General features: G+C 69.6%; 15 protein-coding genes. 11 read left to right on the top strand and 4 right to left on the bottom strand.

The genetic code is table 11. The annotated features are described in order from the left end of the window. A partial coding sequence (locus NON22_RS09490) for a DUF3617 domain-containing protein (RefSeq protein WP_257386692.1) occupies positions 1–1,012 on the bottom strand: 1,012 nt, incomplete at its 3' end. 255 nt (positions 1,013–1,267) lie between these two features. Here NON22_RS09490 and NON22_RS09495 point away from each other — a divergent pair. From NON22_RS09495 to ppk2, 8 genes are all read left to right on the top strand, one after another. Next, positions 1,268–1,825: a response regulator transcription factor gene (locus NON22_RS09495; RefSeq protein ID WP_257386693.1), complete on the top strand. Its 558-nt coding sequence runs from the start codon at positions 1,268–1,270 to the stop codon at positions 1,823–1,825. A gap of 171 nt (positions 1,826–1,996) precedes the next feature. Continuing rightward, the gene (locus NON22_RS09500) at positions 1,997–3,211 is read left to right on the top strand and encodes an efflux RND transporter periplasmic adaptor subunit (RefSeq protein WP_257386694.1); all 1,215 of its coding nucleotides are present in this window, start codon (positions 1,997–1,999) and stop codon (positions 3,209–3,211) included. Positions 3,212–3,441: 230 nt separating this feature from the next. Continuing rightward, a complete protein-coding gene (locus NON22_RS09505; RefSeq protein WP_257386695.1) occupies positions 3,442–6,600 on the top strand; it encodes an efflux RND transporter permease subunit in 3,159 nt (1,052 codons plus the stop codon). Then, on the top strand, positions 6,597–9,722 hold the full coding sequence (locus NON22_RS09510) for an efflux RND transporter permease subunit (protein ID WP_257386696.1): 3,126 nt from the start codon (positions 6,597–6,599) through the stop codon (positions 9,720–9,722). Before NON22_RS09505 ends, NON22_RS09510 begins: the two co-directional genes overlap by 4 nt. A 293-nt stretch (positions 9,723–10,015) precedes the next feature. Then, the gene (locus NON22_RS09515) at positions 10,016–10,561 is read left to right on the top strand and encodes a hypothetical protein (RefSeq protein WP_257386697.1); all 546 of its coding nucleotides are present in this window, start codon (positions 10,016–10,018) and stop codon (positions 10,559–10,561) included. Then, entirely contained in the window at positions 10,548–10,901 is a 354-nt protein-coding gene (locus NON22_RS09520; protein ID WP_257386698.1) for a hypothetical protein, read from the top strand. The genes NON22_RS09515 and NON22_RS09520 overlap by 14 nt, the downstream gene beginning before the upstream one ends. A 9-nt stretch (positions 10,902–10,910) precedes the next feature. Next, positions 10,911–11,429, top strand: a complete 519-nt coding sequence (gene moaB, locus NON22_RS09525) for a molybdenum cofactor biosynthesis protein B (RefSeq protein ID WP_257386699.1) — start codon at positions 10,911–10,913, stop codon at positions 11,427–11,429. 53 nt (positions 11,430–11,482) lie between these two features. Then, positions 11,483–12,259: a polyphosphate kinase 2 gene (ppk2, locus tag NON22_RS09530; RefSeq protein ID WP_257386700.1), complete on the top strand. Its 777-nt coding sequence runs from the start codon at positions 11,483–11,485 to the stop codon at positions 12,257–12,259. Positions 12,260–12,298: 39 nt separating this feature from the next. Here the strand turns inward: ppk2 and NON22_RS09535 are convergent, their stop codons facing one another. The 3 genes from NON22_RS09535 to NON22_RS09545 are packed head-to-tail and all read right to left on the bottom strand — an operon-like array spanning position 12,299 to position 14,369. Continuing rightward, positions 12,299–12,565, bottom strand: a complete 267-nt coding sequence (locus NON22_RS09535) for an acylphosphatase (RefSeq protein ID WP_257386701.1) — start codon at positions 12,563–12,565, stop codon at positions 12,299–12,301. Positions 12,566–12,567: 2 nt separating this feature from the next. Next, positions 12,568–13,044 carry a TlpA family protein disulfide reductase gene (locus NON22_RS09540; RefSeq protein WP_257386702.1) on the bottom strand — a complete coding sequence of 159 codons (477 nt, stop codon included), beginning with the start codon at positions 13,042–13,044 and terminating at the stop codon, positions 12,568–12,570. After that, on the bottom strand, positions 13,041–14,369 hold the full coding sequence (locus tag NON22_RS09545; protein ID WP_257386703.1) for a YihY family inner membrane protein: 1,329 nt from the start codon (positions 14,367–14,369) through the stop codon (positions 13,041–13,043). Before NON22_RS09545 ends, NON22_RS09540 begins: the two co-directional genes overlap by 4 nt. Positions 14,370–14,539: 170 nt before the next feature. Between NON22_RS09545 and wrbA the strand changes: the two genes are divergently transcribed. The 3 genes from wrbA to NON22_RS09560 all read left to right on the top strand — a co-directional run. Further along, positions 14,540–15,139, top strand: coding sequence for an NAD(P)H:quinone oxidoreductase (gene wrbA / locus NON22_RS09550; RefSeq protein WP_257386704.1), 600 nt, complete (start codon positions 14,540–14,542; stop codon positions 15,137–15,139). Further along, positions 15,136–15,489, top strand: a complete 354-nt coding sequence (locus NON22_RS09555; RefSeq protein ID WP_257386705.1) for a DUF2069 domain-containing protein — start codon at positions 15,136–15,138, stop codon at positions 15,487–15,489. Before wrbA ends, NON22_RS09555 begins: the two co-directional genes overlap by 4 nt. Before the next feature lie 5 nt (positions 15,490–15,494). After that, a partial coding sequence (locus NON22_RS09560) for an acyl-CoA dehydrogenase family protein (RefSeq protein WP_257386706.1) occupies positions 15,495–16,952 on the top strand: 1,458 nt, incomplete at its 3' end.

Here is a 16,952-nt window from a genome sequence, read left to right on the forward strand (position 1 = left end):
AACGGTCGCGGAGCGACGGCTTCTTGGCCGGCGCCGCGTCCTCGGCGGGCGCGGGGGCGGCGGCATCGTGCGCCGGCGCGGCCTGCGCGCCGGCGTTGCGCGCGTTCAGGCGCTCGGCGGCGTAGCTGTTGCAGAACCCGCGGTACGGCGAGGACTGCATCGCGGTGTAGCCGCGGCCTTCGCAGTGCTGCGCGGCGAGCCCGCGCGCGCGGTCGGCGCAATGCTGCACGAGGAAGCGGCCATTGCGGTTCGGGTCGGCGTCGGCGCAGTGGCGCGGCACCAGGTCGGGGCAGTAGTCGCCGACGAAATCGAGCTCGCCGCCGGCCTCGGCACGGCCGCAGGCCTTGGCCAGTACCGCCGCACGCGAACCGCCGCAGCCTTCGACGGCCTGCCAGACCGCGGCGCCGTAGGTGCGGTCGGTCTCGGCGAAATGGGCCGGATCGCCGGCCTGCGCCGTCGCACGGTTCACGTTGGCGCAGAATTTCGCCTTGTAGGCCGGGCAGGCGGCCTTGGGACCGATGTACATCGTATGCGACACGATCGATTCGAGCTGCGCCTCGCAGACCTGCGCCGTGATCGCACGGCCCTGGGCCTCGGGCGACTCGGTCGCGTAGTCGCAGCTGCCGATGCGCTTGCCTTCGTAGCTCATCGTCATCTGCTGGCCCTCGACCTGCGCCTTGACGCTGCCGCGGTAGCCGTCGGCCAGGGTCTCCATCTCGCCGTCGCCGGTCATCGCGTTCTTGCCGGTGCAGACGATGTGGTACGAAGCCTTGCTGCCCTGGATGCGGAAATTCTGCACCTCGCAGTTCTTGTCTTTCGGGATCGCCTGTTCGCTGACCGCCTGCGCGCGCGCGGTGCAGACCTCGGTCGTCGTGCCCGGCATCGACATGCCAGCCATGCGCATGGTCATCGTGACGCGGTAGCGGTCGCCGCTGTCGGGAGCGGCGGCGGCGGCGAAGGCGGCGCAGGCCAGCGCCGCGGCGACGAGTCGGCGGAAACGGAACGGGTTCATCGAGCGGTCTCCGGGAAGCCCGGCGAACGCCGGTCGGGACCCTAGTACGGGAAGCGGCGGCGAAAACCCTAACGCCGAGTCCGCCGGATTTGGCAGCATGCCGGCGGCTGTCGCGGCCGGGACAGCCGGCCGGCCGCGCGGCCGGATTGCGGACCCCGCCGAACCGCGGCGGAACGCGCATCCGCCGGCCACTTGACTCGACCGGGATTCCCCCGGAAAAGCACATCCGACGCTTACTCCCCCAGGAACCTGACCATGCAGCAGACGGGAACCCTGCTCCTGATCGACGACGACGAAGTGTTCACGCGCGTGCTCAGCCGTGCGCTGTCGTCGCGCGGCTTCACGGTCGCCGTCGCCCACGACGCGGCCGGTGCGCTCACGCTCACGCGGCGCGAGCATCCGCGCTATGCCGTGCTCGATCTCAAACTCGGCGCCGACAACGGCCTTTCGCTGATTCCGCAGCTGCTCGCAGTCGCGCCGCAGCTGCGCATCCTGCTGCTGACCGGCTATGCCTCGATCGCGACCGCCGTCGAGGCGATCAAGCGCGGCGCCCACGACTACCTGGCCAAGCCTGTCGATGCCGACGCGATCGTGCGCGCCTTGCGCGACGACGACGGCGACGCCGGCGAGGCCGTCACGGCCGGCGCCGAGCACGCGCCGCCGCTGCGCCGGCTCGAGTGGGAACATATCCAGCGCGTGCTGGTCGAGAGCGAGGGGAACATTTCCGAAGCGGCGCGGCGGCTCGGCCTGCACCGGCGCACCCTGCAGCGCAAGCTGGCCAAGCACCCGGTGCGCGAACGGAGCGGCCCGTGAGCCCTGCGACCGTTCCGGGCCGCGGTGCATCCGGATACGGTCGCTGCCGCCGCGGCGCTGCCGCCGCGAAAAATCTCCCCCGATTCCTGTCAACGCCGCAGGCCCTGGGCCGTTGAGCGGCCGGGGCAGGTTCGTCCAGACGCTCCGCAACGCACTCATCAAGGAAGCAGCATGTCGCGTGGCAAGCTCATCGTCGTCGTCATCGCGGTCGCCCTGGCCGGCCTCATCGGCTATCGCACCTTCAGCAACAGCGCGAGCTCGCCGCGCCGCTTCGGCGGCAGCGACGCCGACACGCCCATCCCGGTCACCGCGGTCGCCGCGGCCAGCGAGAACGTCGTGCTGAACCTCGATGCGCTCGGCACGGTACAGGCGCTCAACACGGTCAGCGTGCGGCCCCAGGTCGGCGGCCAGATCGAGGCCATCCTGTTCAAGGAAGGCCAGGAAATCGCCAAGGACGAGGTCATCGCGCGCATCGACGCGCGCAGCTACCAGACCCAGCTCGACCAGGCCGCAGCCAAGAAGAAGCAGGACGAGGCGCTGCTCGCCGGCGCGCGCTCGACGCTCAAGCGCTACGAGGAACTGATCCAGAAGAACTTCGTCGCGGCGCAGGACCTGGAGAACCAGCGCCATACCGTGCGCCAGCTCGAAGCCACGGTCGCCGCCGACGAAGCCGCCGTCGCCAATGCGCGCGTGCAGCTCGGCTATACCGTCATCAAGGCGCCCATCGCCGGCCTCGCCGGCATACGCCAGGTCGACGTCGGCAATCTCGTGCAGGGCAGCCAGACCGACGCCATCGTCGTGCTGACCCAGGTCCATCCGATCAACGTGCTGTTCACCCTGCCGGAGCAGCAGCTCGAACGCGTGCGCGCCGCCGGCCCGGCGCTGAAGGTCAGCGCGCGCGACCGCGGCGACAACCGCGAGGTCGCCGAAGGCATGCTCAGCGTCATCGACAACCAGATCGACTCGACCACCGGCACGTTCAAGCTCAAGGCGGAATTCGCCAACGACGGCAACACCCTGTGGCCGGGCCAGTTCGTCAACGTGCGCCTCGAAGTCGGCGAGATCGCCAACGCCGTGACCGTGCCGACCCAGGCCGTGCAGCGCGGCCCCGACGGCAGCTACGTCTACCTGGTCAAGGAGGACTCGAGTGTCGCACTGCAGCCGGTAAAGCCCGGCACCGAGGCGCCCGGCGGCAAGACCGTCGTGCTCGAAGGCCTCAAGGCCGGCGATCGTGTCGTCAGCGAAGGCCAGTTCCGCCTCAAACCCGGCTCCAGGGTGCTCGCGCTGACCCCGGGCGAAACCCCGCCGCCGGCACCGGCCGGCGACGCGAAGTCCGGCGATCCGGCCAAATCCGCTGAGCCGCCGCGCCGGCGGCGCGGCGGCTGAGGACTGCGGCGATGCCGGTTCCGGCGGCTCATCCTTGCCCGAGCCCTCGTTTCTCGACGTTCGTCGAAAGACGGGGCCGACTCGCTCCCTCTCGCCCGACCGCCGTCGGGCGAGAGGGCTTGAACACGCTCCGAGGCCTGACCGCGGCCGGAACGAAGCGCCGGTGCCCTGGCTGCGCATCGACCGCCCCGGAAACGCCCGGAACCCGCGACCCGCGTTACGGATAACCCATGTCCTTTTCCTCGATCTTCATCCGCCGCCCCGTCGCGACCTCGCTGCTGATGCTCGCGCTGGTGCTGCTCGGGCTGCTCGGCTACCGCCAGCTGCCGGTGTCGGCGCTGCCCGACATCGACGCGCCGAACCTGCAAGTCACGACCTATTACCCGGGCGCGAGCCCGAGCACGATCGCCGCGCTCGTGACGACGCCGCTGGAGCGGCAGTTCGGCCAGATCTCGGGACTGACCCTGATGACCTCCGACAGCTCGGCCGGGCTGTCGACGATCAACCTGCAGTTCCAGGTCGACCGCGACATCGACGCGGCCGCACAGGACGTGCAGGCCGCGATCAACGCGGCGCGCGGCACCTTGCCGACGGGCCTGCCGTACCCGCCGGTGTACAACAAGGTCAATCCGGCCGATGCGCCGATACTGACCCTGATGCTGTCCTCGCAGACCCTGCCGCTGCGCGACGTCAACAACTACGCCGACAGCATCCTCGCGCAGAAACTGTCGCAGGTCAGCGGCGTGGGCCTGGTCAGCATCGCCGGCAACGTGCGTCCGGCCGTGCGCGTGCAGGTCAATCCGGGCCAGCTGGCCAATCTCGGCCTGACCCTCGAAGACGTGCGCAGCGCGCTGACCCAGCTCAACGTCAATGCGCCGAAGGGATCGCTCAACGGCGACGTGCAGTCCTTCAGCATCGGCACGAACGACCAGCTGCGCGACGCGGCCGCCTACCGCGAGGCCATCATCAGCTGGCGCAACGGCGCGGCGATACGCCTGAAGGACGTGGCGAAGGTCATCGACGGCGTCGAGAACGATCAGGTCTCGGCCTGGGCCAACGGCAAGCCGGCCGTGCTGCTGGACATACGCCGCCAGCCCGGCGCGAACATCGTCAGCACGGTGGAACAGGTGCAGGCGATCCTGCCGCATCTGCGCGCGGTGCTGCCGGCCGGCGTCGATCTGGCCGTGTTCGCCGACCGCACCGTGACCATCCGCGCGTCGGTGCACGACGTGCAGTTCACCCTGATCCTGACCGTGATCCTCGTCGTCGCGGTGATCTTCGTGTTCCTGCGCCGGCTCTGGGCCACGGTGATCCCGGGTGTCGCCGTGCCGCTGTCCCTGCTCGGCACGTTCGCGGTCATGAGCTTCGCCGGCTTCTCGCTCGACAACCTGTCGCTGATGGCGCTGACCGTCGCGACCGGCTTCGTCGTCGACGACGCGATCGTCATGATCGAGAACATCGTGCGCTATCTCGAGAAGGGCCGCGACGGACGCACGGCGGCCGAGGTCGGTGCGAAGGAAATCGCGTTCACCGTGATTTCGCTGACGGTCTCGCTGATCGCCGTGTTCCTGCCGCTGCTGCTGATGCCCGGCGTGACCGGGCGCCTGTTCCACGAATTCGCCTGGGTGCTCGCGATCGCGGTCGCACTGTCGGCGCTGGTGTCGCTGACCCTGACGCCGATGATGTGCGCGTACCTGCTCAAGCCCGGCGAGATCCGCGGCGAGGCCGAGGACCACGCGAACCGCAGCGGCTTCTACGGCCGCGTCATCGACGCCTACGACCGCAGCCTGCTCTGGGTGCTCGACCACCCGCGCCTGACCATGGCCGTGGCGACCGCATCGGTCGCGCTGACCGCGCTGCTCTACGTGATGATCCCGAAGGGCCTGCTGCCCGAGCAGGACACCGGCCTCGTGACCGCCGTCGTCGAGGCCGACGAGAACATCGCGTTCCCGCTGATGCAGGCGCGCGTGGAACAGGTCGCCGCGGCGCTGCGCGGCGTCCCCGACGTGGCCGGCGTGGCCGCGTTCGTCGGCGCCGGCGCGATCAACCCGACCTTGAACCAGGGCCAGCTCAGCATCGTGCTGAAGCCGCGCGACGAGCGCCGCGGCCTCGACGCGGTGCTGCCGGCCTTGCAGCAGGCGACGGCGCAGATCCCTGCGATCGCGCTGTACCTGAAGCCCGTGCAGGACGTCGCGCTGGACAGCCGCGTCGGCGCGACCGAATACCAGTACACCCTGACCGACGTCGATTCCCGGGAGCTCGGCGACGCCGCCGCACGCATGACCGCGGCGCTGCGCAACCGGCCCGAACTCGCCGACGTCGACAACAATCTCGCGGCCAAGGGCCTGCAGCTGCTGCTGCGCATCGACCGCGAGCAGGCCAGCCGCCTCGGCGTCGCGATACAGAGCATCGACGACACCTTGTACAGCGCGTTCGGCCAGCGCCAGGTCTCGACGATCTTCACCGAGCTCAATCAGTACCGCGTCGTGCTCGAAGTCGCGCCGCAGTTCCGCAGCAGCAGCGACCTGCTCGACAAGCTCGCCGTGCGCGCGAGCGGCAGCGGCGCGGTGTCGGGCTCGGCCGCCGGCAACGTCACCGGCAGCGGCACGGGTGCCGGCACAGTGCCGCTGTCGAGCGTCGCGCACGCGACGGTCACGAACGCGCCGCTCGTCATCGCCCACCAGGACCAGCTGCCGGCCGTGACGATAGGCTTCAACACGGCCGGCGGCTATTCGCTGTCGGAGGCGGTCGAAGCGATCCATGCGGTAGAGCGCGAGATGAACCTGCCGGCCTCGGTGCGCGGCAGCTTCGTCGGCAAGGCCGCCGAGTTCTCCGCCTCGCAGGCCAACGAACTGCTGCTGATCCTCGCCGCGGTCGTCGTCATCTACATCGTGCTCGGCGTGCTCTACGAGAGCTACATCCATCCGCTGACCATTCTCTCCACCCTGCCGCCGGCCGGCGTCGGCGCGCTGCTCGCGCTGTATCTCTGCGGCATGAGCCTGTCGATCGACGGCATCGTCGGCATCATCCTGCTGATCGGCATCGTCAAGAAGAACGCGATCATGATGATCGACTTCGCGATCGAGGCGCAGCGCGACGGCCTGCGCGCGCGCGACGCGATCCACCGCGCCTGCCTGCTGCGCTTCCGCCCGATCATGATGACCACGGCCGCGGCGCTGCTCGGCGCGCTGCCGCTCGCGCTCGGCAACGGCATCGGCGCGGAGCTGCGCCGGCCGCTCGGCGTGTCCATCGTCGGCGGGCTTCTGTTGTCGCAGCTGATCACGCTGTACACGACGCCGGTGATCTATCTGTATCTCGAACGCGTCAACGACTGGCTCGCGCACCGCCGCGCGCGCGCCGGTGCGGCGACGGCCGCGGCCGCGCCATGAGCCTGTCGACGCCGTTCATCCGGCGCCCCATCGGCACGTCGCTGCTCGCGGCCGGCCTGTTCGTCGCCGGCATGATCTGCTACACCCTGCTCGGCGTCGCGCCGCTGCCGAACGTGGAGTTTCCGGCGATCTTCGTCAGTGCGAGCCAGCCCGGTGCCGACGCCGGCACGATGGCCACGACCGTCGCCGCGCCGCTGGAACGCCATCTCGGCCAGATAGCCGGCATCGACGAGATGAGCTCCAACAGCAGCGAAGGCAGCGCCTCGGTCAACATCATCTTCGAAGCCGGGCGCAACCTCGACAGCGCCGCGCGCGACGTGCAGGCCGCGATCAACGCGGCCGCGCCGGACCTGCCGTCGGGCCTGCGCACGGCGCCGACCTACCGCAAGGCGAATCCGAACAATGCGCCGGTCATCATCCTCGCACTGACCTCGCCGACGCGGCCGCTCGGCGAGCTGTTCAACTATGCCGACTCGCTGGTCGCCCAACGGCTGCGCCAGCTGCCCGGCGTCGCCGACGTCGACATCGCCGGCGGCGCGACGCCGGCGATCCGCGTCGACCTCAACCTGCGTTCGCTGAACGCGCGCGGCATTTCCACGACCGACGTGCGCAACGCGCTCGTCGCGGCCAACGTGACGACGGCGCAGGGATTCCTCAGCGACGGCCGCACGACCATGGCCATCGCCTCGAACAACTCGCTGAGCAAGCCCGAGGAATTCGCCGACCTGATCATCGCGAGCCGCAACGGCAGCCCGGTCTTCCTGCGCGACGTGGCCAAGGTCAGCCAGGGCCAGGAGGACCGTTACCAGGCGGCCTGGTTCGACGGCCGGCGCGCGATCCTGCTGTTCGTGCGCAAGCAGGCCGACGCGAACGTCATCGCGACCGTGGATTCGGTCAAGGCGCTGCTGCCGGAGCTGCGCGCCTGGCTGCCGAGCGACGCGCAGCTCACGCCGTTCCTCGACCGGACGCCGACGATCCGCGCGTCGGTGATGGAAGTGCAGGTCTCGCTGCTGATCAGCCTCGGCCTCGTGATCCTCACGATGCTGCTGTTCCTGCGCCGGCTCGCGCCGACCCTGATCGCCGGTCTCGCCGTTCCGTTGTCGCTGGCCGGTGCGTTCGCGGTCATGTACGTGCTCGGCTTCACCTTGAACAATCTGTCGCTGATGGCGCTGGTCATCGCGATCGGCTTCGTCGTCGACGACGCGATCGTCGTCATCGAGAACATCGCGCGGCACCTCGAGAAAGGCATGCCGCGGCTCGAAGCGACCCTGCTCGGCGCGCGCGAGATCGGCTTCACGATCGTCTCGATCACCCTGTCGCTGCTCGCGGTGTTCATTCCGCTGTTCTTCATGGGCGGTTTCCTCGGCCTGCTGTTCCGCGAATTCGCGATCACCCTGGCCGCGGCGATCGCGATCTCGGCGCTGGTCTCGCTGACCGTCACGCCGTCGCTGTGCGCGCAGTTCATGACGCCGCACGGCGACAAGCCGCCGGGCGCGCTCGAACGCCGCGTCGACGCGATGCACGCCTGGAGCGTCGCGGTCTACCGCCGCGCGCTCGACTGGGCGCTGGCCTGGCCGCGCCTGATGGCGAGCCTGCCGGCGCTGCTGCTCGGCCTGACGGTCTGGCTCATGATCCTCGTGCCGAAGGGTTTCTTCCCGCAGCAGGACACCGGCCAGCTGCAGGGCTCCACCGACGCGGGCTCGGACGTGTCGTTCGAGGTGCTCGTCGAGCGCCAGCAGCGCATCGCCGACATCGTGCGCGCCGACCCGGCCGTCGAGAGCGTCGGCGCGCGCGTAGGCGGCGGCCGCTTCGGCGGCGGCGGCGGTTCGGGCTCGCTGTTCATCAACCTAAAGCCGCTCGGCGAAGGCCGCGACGTCTCCACGTTCGTCGTCATGAACCGGCTCGCGGCGAAGGCCGGGCAGGTGCCCGGCATACGCCTGCGCCTGCGTCCCGTGCAGGACATCGGCGGCGGCGGCGGAGCCGGCGGGGGCGGCGGCGGCGCGCAGTACAATTACTCGCTGCGCGGCAGCGACCTCGCACAGTTGCAGGAATGGACGCCGAAGCTCGTCGACGCGCTGAAGAAGCTGCCGCAACTGCGCGACGTCGGCTCCGACCTGCAGGGCGCCGGCCTGCGCCAGAACCTCGAGATCGACCGCGACACGGCCGCACGCCTCGGCGTCAGCATCGCCGCGATCAACAGCGCGCTCTACGACGCATTCGGCCAGCGCCAGGTCTCGACGATCTATTCCGACATCAACCAGTACAAGGTCGTGGTCACGGCCGACCCGGGCCAGGCGGCGACGCCGGGCTCGCTCGAACGGCTCTACGTGCAGTCCGGCAGCGGCGCGATGGTGCCGATGACGGCGCTGACGCGCATGCGCGACGGCATCGCGCCGACCTCGATCCAGCACCGCGCGCAGTTCGCGGTCATGGACGTGTCGTTCGGCCTCGCCCCCGACGTACCGATGAGCGAAGCCGGCAGGCTCGTCGAGCAGACCATGAAGAACCTGCGCATGCCCGGCGACATCGCCGGTGAATTCGGCGGCGACTTCCGCCGTTTCCAGCAGCAGCAGAGCGACACGCCGCTGCTGTTCCTGGCCGCGATCCTCGCCGTCTATCTGATCCTCGGCATGCTCTATGAGAACCTGATCCACCCGCTGACGATCCTGTCCACCTTGCCCTCGGCCGGCGTCGGCGCCGTGCTCGCGCTGCTCGTGACGAACACTGAACTGTCCATCGTCTCGATCATCGCGATCGTGCTGCTGATCGGCATCGCCAAGAAGAACGCGATCATGATGATCGACTTCGCGCTCGTCGCCGAACGCGAGCAGGGCCTGGGCCCGCTCGAGGCGATACGCGAGGCCTGCCTCGTGCGCTTCCGGCCGATCATGATGACCTCGCTCGTCGCGATCTTCAGCGCGCTGCCGCTGGCCATCGGCTTCGGCGCCGGCGCGGAGATGCGCCGGCCGCTCGGCATCGCGATGATAGGCGGGCTGCTGATCTCGCAGACCCTGACCCTGCTGACCACGCCGGCCATCTACCTGCTGCTGGAACGCCGCGCCCAGCGGCGGCGCGAGCGCAGGGCGGCGCGCAAGGCGGCGAAGCTGCAAGCGGCGCAGTAGTCCGACGACGGATCCCGGCGTCGAGCCAGCAGCCGTCCGGCGCCGATACGTCGGAGTGATGCGACCGGCATCGCCCAATAGTCCCGGGCCCAGTTACCGGAAGCTGGCGCTGACCGCCCGCACGCGCCCGGGACGGAGCGATGTGGTACACCGGGACCGTCCACGGGGGCGCCGCGTCTACAGTTCGGCAAATTCCTGCTCTCCTCTTGCGGTGAGCCGCAGGTCCCGTACACTTTCCCGCGACGTGACGCAGCGCCACGGCACCTGTTTCATTCACCAAGCGGTCTCCCAGCATGCGCGAGATCCATTACCTGGCCCTTCTGGTGGCAGCGCTGCCCATCGCCATCGCGCTCGCGGGCGGAAATTCGGCTATCGTCGGCGCGTTGCTGAGCCTGACGGTTTCGCAGATCTACTTCATGCGGCGCTCGAAAGCGGAAGAAGCCGCCGTTTCGACCATAGACGCCCTTCGCAATCTCGTTCGTTTCCAGATCAATAACGCCGCCGGAGAGCGGCTTTCCCGGCGCCGTGTGGAACCGAACTTCCATCACTCGGCCGTCGACGACGTGCCTACCGTCATCAGCGCCCGTTCCACGCGTCGCGATCCTCGATTCGTGCTGCTGACGATCCGCGACAACGGCTTCAATTTCCCGTCGCGCGACGGTATGACCATCATCGGCATCGCCGACGCCGATCGCATTCCCTTGTTCTACGACCCCATTGGCTTCGGTCTTTTCGTGGTCTATCTCGAACGGCGCGTGTCCGAAATCCATCTCCAGCTCACCGATTCGGCAAACAACACCCTACGGCAGAAGGTGTATCTCGACGATGAAACCTCTTGACGCATTGAACATTGCAGGGCTCGACCCCAAGGATGCGGAACGCATCGCCGCCGCCGCGAAAGTACTCGGCGAATATGGCCTCGGCGTTTCTTTTCCGCACAAGCATACGAAGACAGGATCGATCGTTGCGCTACCCGAGGACGAGGTCTCCCTGGAAGTCGACGGGAAGGTCTCCTTCGTTCCGCGCGACGCCGTGCCTCCCGGAACTCGACCGGTAGGCTGGAGAGTCGTCGATGGCAAACTCGCGTGCTTTGCGGAATGCTGTGCCGGACGCGACGACGGCCCGAATACCGTCGCGCCGTACTCGCAACCGGTTGGCAGAACGCGTGAGGTGAGTTAGCGTCACCTCATGCCCGCACATACCGACTTCCGACCGCTCACGCTCTGCGTGCTGACGGTGTCCGATACGCGCACCGCAGCCGACGACACCTCCGGCGACTACCTCGCCGCCGCGCTGGCCGAAGCCGGCCACGTGCTGCACGAACGCGTGCTGGCCAAGGACGACAAGTACCGCATCCGCGCGATCGTCGCGAACTGGATCGCCGACGAGCGCGTGCACGGCGTGCTGATCACCGGCGGCACCGGCTTCACCGGCCGCGACACGACGCCGGAAGCCGTGGAGCCGCTGCTCGACAAGATCATGCCGGGCTTCGGCGAAACCTTCCGCGCAGTCAGCTATGCCGAGATAGGCACCTCGACGATGCAGTCGCGCGCGTTCGCCGGCCTGTCCAACAACTCCTTCGTGTTCTGCCTGCCGGGCTCGACCTCGGCCTGCCGCACGGCCTGGGAAAAACTGATCCGCGCCCAGCTCGACGCGCGCACGAAGCCCTGCAACCTCGCCGGACTCATGCCGCGGCTGCGCGAGTGACCCGCACCGCGTCCGCCGAACCCCATCCGCCTGCCACGTCCGGGAGCCGCACCATGGGCGACATCAAGCGCAAGGACTACGAAGCCGCACTCGAACCGCTGCAGCGCGAGCTCATCGACGCGCAGCGCTGGATCATGGAACAGGGCAAGCGCCTGGTCGTGGTGTTCGAAGGACGCGACGCGGCCGGCAAGGGCGGCGTCATCAAGGCGATCACGCAGCAGCTGAACACGCGCGGCTACCGCATCGTCGCGCTGTCCAAGCCCAGCGAACAGGAACGCGGCCAGTGGTATTTCCAGCGCTACGCGGCGCACCTGCCCGGCGCCGGCGAGATCGCGCTGTTCGACCGCAGCTGGTACAACCGCGCCGGCGTCGAGAAGGTCATGGGCTTCTGCAGCGACGCCGAATACCGCCACTTCCTCGAACAATGCCCGCGCTTCGAGCGCCTGCTGACCGATGCCGGCACCCTGCTCGTCAAATACTGGCTGACCGTGGACCAGGCGCAGCAGGAGGAACGCTTCGCCGAGCGCGCATCCGATCCGCTCAAGCGCTGGAAGATCTCGCCGATCGACGTCGCCGCGCGCGAGAAATACGCCGAGTACGGCAAGGCCCGCGACGCGATGATCGCCGTGACGCACACGCCGGAAGCGCCGTGGTTCCTCGTCGATTTCAACGACCAGCGCCGCGGCCGGCTGAACCTGATCCGTCACCTGGTCGACTGGCTGCCCGACCGCAAGGTGCCCGACAAACCGCTGAAGCTGCCGAAGCTCAAGGGCAAGCCCGGCCGGGAACACGTCGCCGACGCGTCGCGCTGGGTCGAAAGCTACTGGTGACCGCGCCGACGACCGCGCAGGTCGCCGGCGAACCCGGCGCTAGCCGGTCACGAACCCGTCACGGCCTTCGGCGCCGGCTGCCTCGCGGCGCACCTCGCTGACGCGCGCGAGCAGCGGTCCGCGCTGCAGCCACTGCGCAAGCATCTCGATCGCGGCGGCGTCGCCTTCGGCATAGACCTCGACGCGGCCGTCGGCGAGGTTGCTCGCATAGCCGGCCAGGCCCAGGCGCAGCGCTTCGGTCCGCGCCGAGGCGCGAAAGAACACGCCCTGCACGCGTCCGGCGACGAAGAAGCGCGCGGCGGGCATGCTCAGTCCTTGATGCCGGTCGCATCGCGCAGCATGGTCTCGTCGATCGGACCCATGAACTTCTTCGCGATGCTGCCGTCGGGCGCGACGATATAGGTCGTCGGCAGGCCGCGGGGGGTTTCCAGCGACTTCGGCGGATCGAAGGTGTCGACCTGGGCGATCGGAAAACTGACCGGATGCTCGGCGAGGAACGCCTTGATCTCGGCGACCTCGGTGTCTTCGTAGGCCAGGCCGATCGCACGGACGTTCTTGTGCGCCGTGACGAAGCGCGACAGCTCCGGCAGCTCCTTGATGCACGGCGAGCACCAGGTCGCCCAGAAATTCAGGATCACCCAGTTGCCCTTGTGCTCGGCGAGGTTGAAGGTCTTGCCGTCGAGCGTCGTGATAGTGAGCTCGGGCTTGGCGGGCGCGTCGTCGTCGGCGGCGGCGGGCACTGCGGCGGCGAACGCGAGGACGAGGCTGGCGAACAGGGTTTTCATGAATGCTCCGCGACATCGGAAACCGTCACCGCAGACCGGGACGGCGGGGGGAAAATTTCGCTGAGACGCACATCGAGCGCGGTCTGCAGGTCGCCGGCGACGCGGCCGATCAGCCGCGCGAGCTCCGACGGCAGCTGGCAGCGCGCGGTCTCGGCCGGCGCGACGGTCAGCGGCAGCCGGTACAGGCCGCATTCGTAGAGATCGAACAGGGTGACCGCATCGAGGCTGCGCACGAGCACCCAGTCGCCGAACTCGGTGCGCCGGACCATGCCGGCCGTGTGCAGGTCGGCCAGATAGCGCTGCAGCAGATCGTCGGTCAGGAAGCGCTCGCGTTCGCGCAGGACGTCGCTGTGCAGGCCCTGCCCCGCGCGCTGCGCGTCGACGAAATGGTTGATCACGCGCAGCAGGCCGACGAATTCGTGGCCCGGCGCGAGGCATTCGTGCTGGCCGCGGTATTCGAACGCGCTGATCGCCGCGCAGACCGAGGCGCCGAGCAGCACGACGAGCCAGGACAGGTAGATCCAGAGCATGAACACCGGAATCACCGCGAGCGCGCCGTAGACCTTCTCGTAGGAGGTCAGGGTGCCCAGGTACAGCGCGAAGCCGCGCTTGGCCGCCTCGAACAGCACGGCCGCGAGCAGCGCGCCGATGGCCGCGTCGCGCAGGCGCACCGTGCGGTTCGGAATCACGAGATAGCTGCCGATCAGCGAGATCCAGACGATCAGGAACGGCAGCAGGTTCAGCACGCGCGACTTGATGCCGAGCTGGGCCTCGTAGCCGGCGACCAGCGGCAGCGCGAACAGGTAGGAGCTCAGCGCGAGCGCCGTGACGAGCAGCAGCGGCCCGAACGACAGCGCGGTCCAGTACATCAGGAAGCGCGATGCGGCCGCGCGCGCCGTCGCGACGCGCCAGATACGATTGAACGCGTCCTCGATGCTCATCATCAGCGAGACCGCGCTGATCAGCAGCACGACGACGCCGATCGCGGTGGCCTGGCTCGCGTTGTTGGCGAACTCGGTCAGATAGGCCTGTACCGTGCGGCCCGCCGCCGGCACGAAGTTGTCGAACACGAAATTGGTCAGGTCGGCCTGCCAGCGCGCGAACACCGGGAACGAGGACAGCACGCCGAGGATCGCCGCGGTCAGCGGCACCAGCGAGATCAGGGTCGTGAAGGCGAGCGCGCCGGCCGATTGCGGACAGCGGTCGTCGCGGAAGCGCTGCCAGAGGAACAGCGCGAACGCGCGGGCGCGGTCGCTGCTGATCCGCGTCTGCAGCAGCGCCCGGAGACGGGCGGCGGCGGACGGCGATTCGGGCTCCTTCCTCATGCCTTGACGGTTCCTGACGGCGCGGGGCCGGGCGCCGCGATGATAACCTGCACCCTGTTTGGCACCTGTAACGACACTCCGCAACCGCCGCCCCGTACCGGCATGCGCCGACGATGCACCGCAACGCGGCCGGTCGATGCCGCTCTGGACCCATCCCTGCACGACTGCCGATGAGCGAAATCCTGATCGTCTACTACAGCCGCCACGGTGCCACGGCCCAGCTCGCCCGCCACGTCGCGCGCGGCGTCGAGGAAGTCGAAGGCGTGCGCGCGCGCCTGCGCCAGGTGCCGCCGGTCGCGCCGGTCACCGAGACCGCGGCACCGCCCGAGCCCGAACAGGGGGCGCCGTACGCGAGCCGCGACGACCTGCGCGACTGCGCCGGCCTGATCCTCGGCAGCCCGACGCGCTTCGGCAACATGGCCGCGCCGCTGAAGCACTTCCTCGACGGCACCAGCGCCGAATGGGCCTCGGGCAGCCTCGTCGGCAAGCCGGCCGCGGCATTCACCTCGACCGGCACCCAGCACGGCGGCCAGGAATCCACCCTGCTGTCGATGCAATTGCCGCTGCTGCATCACGGCATGCTCATCGTCGGCCTGCCGTTCACCGAGCGCGGCCTGTCGGCCACGCGCGAAGGCGGCACGCCGTACGGCGCAAGCCATGTCGCCGGCAGCGACGGCGCGCGGCCGATCAGCGAGACCGAGCGCGATCTCGCCCGCGCCCTGGGCCGCCGCGTCGCCGACATCGCACGGCGCCTCGGAGCACAGCAGTGAACCCGCGCCTGCTCGGACTGACCTGCTGGGCCGCGCTGGTCCTGCTGCACCTGCTCTGGCACGGCTGGCTCGCGCCGCCGCTGCGCGGCTCGCCGCTGCTCGCCGTGGCACTGACCGTAGGGCCGCTCTTGCTGCCGCTGCTGGCGCTGCGCCGCAGCCTCGGGCGCGCACTGCTCTGGGTCGGCATACTCGGGCTGTTCTATTTCTGCCACGGCGTCGTCGCGGCCTGGGGCGAACCGCGCGCGCGCGGCTTCGCGTTTGCCGAGATCGCGCTGTGCCTGGTGCTGGTCGGCGCGCTCGGCTGGGGCGCGCGCGGCTACAAGCGCACGCCTCGACAGCGAACGGAGTAACGCGCATGACTTTCGTGCAGAGCGCCGCCGAACTCGGCAACCAGTTCCACGACGACCGCGTGCTGCGCGGCCTGCTCGCCCAGCGGCTGCCGGCGGCCGTGCTGTCGGCCATCGCGCCGGAGCTCGCCGCGCTCGGCGCGCACGCGGCCGAGGCCTGGCAGCGCGAACGCGAACGCAGCGCGCGAGAACCGCTGCTGACCCACTGGGATTCCCAGGGCCGGCGCATCGACCGCGTCGAGCTGACGCCGACCTGGCACGAATCGCGCGAGATCGCCGCGCGCTACGGCCTGGTCGCGGCCGGCCACGAAGACACCCATGCCGAGCACGGCCGCCTCCACCAGTTCGCGCTGGTCTACCTGCACCACGTCGCGAGCGCGTTCTTCACCTGTCCACTCGCCATGACCGACGGCGCCGCGACCTGTCTCAAGGCCGCCGGCAATACCGGGCTGCTCGCGCGCGCCTGGCCGCGCTACCTGAGCCGCGATCCGGCGACGTTCTGGATCTCGGGCCAATGGATGACCGAGACGCCCGGCGGCTCGGACGTCGGCAACAGCCAGACGCAGGCGCGCTGCGACGCCGACGGACAGTGGCGGCTGTACGGCCGCAAATGGTTCACCTCGGCCGTGCAGGCCGATACGGCACTGGCGCTCGCGCGGCCGGTCGGCGCCGGCGACGGCGCCGACGCGCTGACCCTGTTCTATCTGGAGCCGCGCGACGCGCAAGGCCGCTGGCGCGATCTCGTCGTCAATCGCCTGAAGCCCAAGCTGGGCACGCGCGAGCTGCCGAGCGCCGAGACCGAACTGCTCGGCACGCCGGCCGAACCGGTGGCCGGTCTCGGCCACGGCGTGCGCACGATCGCGCCGATGCTCAACGTGACGCGGAGCTGGAACGCGGTCTGCGCGATCGCGACGATGCGCCGCGCGATCGCGCTCGCGCGCGACTACGCCTTCAGGCGCCGCGCATTCGGCCGGCTGCTGATCGAACATCCGCTGCACCGCACCACCCTGGCCGCGCTGCAGGCCGATTTCGAGGCGGCGTTCCAACTGACTTTCCATGTGGTCGAGCTGCTCGGCCGCGCGCAGCACGGCAAGGGCGACGAATCCGAAGCCGCGCTGCTGCGCCTGCTGACGCCGCTGGCCAAGCTGTGGACCGGCAAGCTCGCGGTCGCGGTCTGCTCCGAGGCGATCGAATGCCTCGGCGGCGCCGGCTACATCGAGGACGGCGGCCTGCCACAGCTGCTGCGCGACGCGCAGGTGCTGCCGATCTGGGAAGGCACGACCAACGTGCTCTCGCTCGACGTGCTGCGCGTGCTGCGCAATCCGGCGGCGCTGCAGGCATGGCGGACCGGATTCGCGGCGCTGCTGCAGGACGTGCGGGCGCCCGCGCTGGAGACGGCGGGCGGCGCGCTGCGCACGCGCGCGCAGGAACTGCTCGCGCGGCTGGCTGTGCTGGCCGCCGAGCCC

The organism is Tahibacter caeni (assembly GCF_024609805.1).
GTDB lineage: Bacteria > Pseudomonadota > Gammaproteobacteria > Xanthomonadales > Rhodanobacteraceae > Tahibacter > Tahibacter caeni.

Bases quoted from the DNA above. Each gene is read 5' to 3' on its own strand.
- NON22_RS09495 (WP_257386693.1), top strand. From the start codon at position 1,268: ATGCAGCAGACGGGAACCCTGCTCCTGATCGACGACGACGAAGTGTTC.
- NON22_RS09500 (WP_257386694.1), top strand. From the start codon at position 1,997: ATGTCGCGTGGCAAGCTCATCGTCGTCGTCATCGCGGTCGCCCTGGCC.
- NON22_RS09505 (WP_257386695.1), top strand. From the start codon at position 3,442: ATGTCCTTTTCCTCGATCTTCATCCGCCGCCCCGTCGCGACCTCGCTG.
- NON22_RS09510 (WP_257386696.1), top strand. From the start codon at position 6,597: ATGAGCCTGTCGACGCCGTTCATCCGGCGCCCCATCGGCACGTCGCTG.
- NON22_RS09515 (WP_257386697.1), top strand. From the start codon at position 10,016: ATGCGCGAGATCCATTACCTGGCCCTTCTGGTGGCAGCGCTGCCCATC.
- NON22_RS09520 (WP_257386698.1), top strand. From the start codon at position 10,548: ATGAAACCTCTTGACGCATTGAACATTGCAGGGCTCGACCCCAAGGAT.
- moaB (WP_257386699.1), top strand. From the start codon at position 10,911: ATGCCCGCACATACCGACTTCCGACCGCTCACGCTCTGCGTGCTGACG.
- ppk2 (WP_257386700.1), top strand. From the start codon at position 11,483: ATGGGCGACATCAAGCGCAAGGACTACGAAGCCGCACTCGAACCGCTG.
- NON22_RS09535 (WP_257386701.1), bottom strand. From the start codon at position 12,565: ATGCCCGCCGCGCGCTTCTTCGTCGCCGGACGCGTGCAGGGCGTGTTC.
- NON22_RS09540 (WP_257386702.1), bottom strand. From the start codon at position 13,044: ATGAAAACCCTGTTCGCCAGCCTCGTCCTCGCGTTCGCCGCCGCAGTG.
- NON22_RS09545 (WP_257386703.1), bottom strand. From the start codon at position 14,369: ATGAGGAAGGAGCCCGAATCGCCGTCCGCCGCCGCCCGTCTCCGGGCG.
- wrbA (WP_257386704.1), top strand. From the start codon at position 14,540: ATGAGCGAAATCCTGATCGTCTACTACAGCCGCCACGGTGCCACGGCC.